The following is a 2,094-nucleotide window of genomic DNA, read 5'->3' on the forward strand; positions in this document are numbered from 1 at the left end:
GAGGACTTCAATTCTGTCCTCCTCATCTAGGGCGCTGATCATTGCTCTAATGCGTGCAATGTTATCGCTAGTGGAGGATCCTTCTCCTCGGTCTTCTTCTATAGGTTCCTCTTCGGTCTCCGCCGAGCGAATGCTCGACGAAGGTTTCCCTTTGCCTTTCCATCCTCCTTTCTGGAAGCGTCCTCCATTCCCCTTTTTCTTGGTAGGACACATCCGGGACATATGACCCTTTTGTCCACAGTTGAAGCACTTCCCCTGTTTCTTGTATTCGTCCAGCTGAGCTGGAGAGAGCTTCGTGAACCGAATGGTGGCCTCTTCTTCGAAATTCATGGCGTCGACATCCATGGCGTTAGGGTCTCTCTGTTGACGGCCATAATTGTCGTTTCCTGCCGTTCCATATCTGGGTCGTTTCCCATTATCGGCGTCGATCCTGTCGTGGGCTAGTCCGAACTCTGTAGCATATCTTCGAGCCTCGGCGTAAGTTGTAGGACTTTTAAGGAAGATATGAGTCTTGATGTTATCCGGGAAACAATTGACGAAGAAATGGATTTTCATTGGTTCGTTGTCTTGGAGGTTGCAGTAGGGAATGAGCTCATCGAATCTGGAGATGAGGTGGGTCATGTTCATTTTTCCTCCTAGGTGGAGTCTCTGAATCTTTATCATAGCCGTTGCTATGCTGCTGACTTCTCCCCATTGTTCGATGAATCGCAGTCGGAACTGGGCCCATGTTCCTTGGGTGGGTGGATCGGTATCAAACTTTGCGAACTCGCTGTCTCTCCAAGTTGCTGCTGCTCCTTTGCAAGCCATGAGGGCAAAGGTGATCTTCTTGTCATCGTCATTTGCTGTGAACTGGGTGGGGTAGAAGTTGAAGAAAGCCCTGCAGGATGCAAGGAATCCATTGCATTTGCTTCTAGTTCCGGTGAAGTCTTCGGGTGGAGGGAGCTTTGCTCCTCCTCCTCCTTGATAGTTGTTCTGGGGCGGTGGTGCGGCCATAGCTATGTCTGGGGTTTCTGTGGTGGTTGGGGGTTCTATTTGGAGTAGTTCCAAGTTCAGTGGTGTAGGTGGTACAACCGTTTCTAGGTGGGTTTCTTCTTCTGATTGATTCCCTTCTTCTGGCTGTTCTAATTCAGCGCTTTCTCCTTGATCTTCTTGATCTGCACTAATGTATTCGAGGGCGTTATCTGTCCCTGAAGTTCCTTCTTCGTCTGATGATTCAACGTTTGCGCTGATTCGAAATCCTTGTGGGGTTACCGGTCCAACTACAGCTGTAGATTGGGTTCTGAGGTATTCTGGTAGTGCTTCTTCTGGGTTTCCTGGGACGTAGCTGGGTCCTTGGAAACTTTCGTCTGGTAAGGGGTTATTTCCTTCTTCTGTTCTCCAACGGTGAGTGTCGTGGTCAAAGTAGATTCCTTCTTGATCAAAGTATAATTGACCGTCGTAGATGACAGAGCCGGAGGGGAATCTTCCAGCTGTCTGAGGGGCAAAGAACTCGGAGCGGGGTACTTGGTGGTTACTGGTTAGATAGTACCAGAGGCGGTTGGAGGGGTCCTGATAGATACGTTGACCGTGTAAGGTATAGACGTGTCTTCCAGATCTGTTATCGAAGACCTGACTAGCGTTTGTGGGCGCTAGATTTGGATCAATGGTGGCTAAGGTGATGGTACACCAGCCGGTTTAGATCAGCTTGACCTTTTGTTACAGCCGACGTATATACAACGTATAACAAGGCTCAACAAAGATAATCAAGTTCGAGGACGCGAGCAGCGACGAGAGGTCTTATGACAATGGCAATGGCACACCAGTCTGAAGAGCCAATAATACAAGTGTATATTGCTCAGCTGAGGTCAAGCTGAGGGAAAGGAAGGAAGTACAAGGGGTCCTTATATACTCTAAGGGATAAGGGTCTACCCTAATGGATTAATAGCTGAGAGGAGATAGGGATATAAGGAAATAGATAGGATCGAGTCGAATGGAGGTAACAAGGAGAGGCAGTGCCCCAAGGCTGTAAGGCCCAAAAGAGAAAGTGGTCCGTAGACAAAGACAAAGAGAGACAAACAAGTGTAAATAGGGAGCGTACCCGCGGCAACTGTAACA

General features: G+C 48.6%; 1 protein-coding gene. It reads right to left on the reverse strand.

Features of this window, described 5'->3' with window-relative positions; all coding sequences use genetic code 11:
* Nucleotides 1-1,047: hypothetical protein (locus VGH54_RS14315; RefSeq protein ID WP_331512686.1), on the reverse strand; the 1,047-nt coding region annotated here is incomplete at its 3' end.
* Nucleotides 1,048-2,094 lie beyond the last annotated feature (1,047 nt).

This window comes from Mycobacterium sp. (genome assembly GCF_036488105.1).
GTDB lineage: Bacteria > Actinomycetota > Actinomycetes > Mycobacteriales > Mycobacteriaceae > Mycobacterium.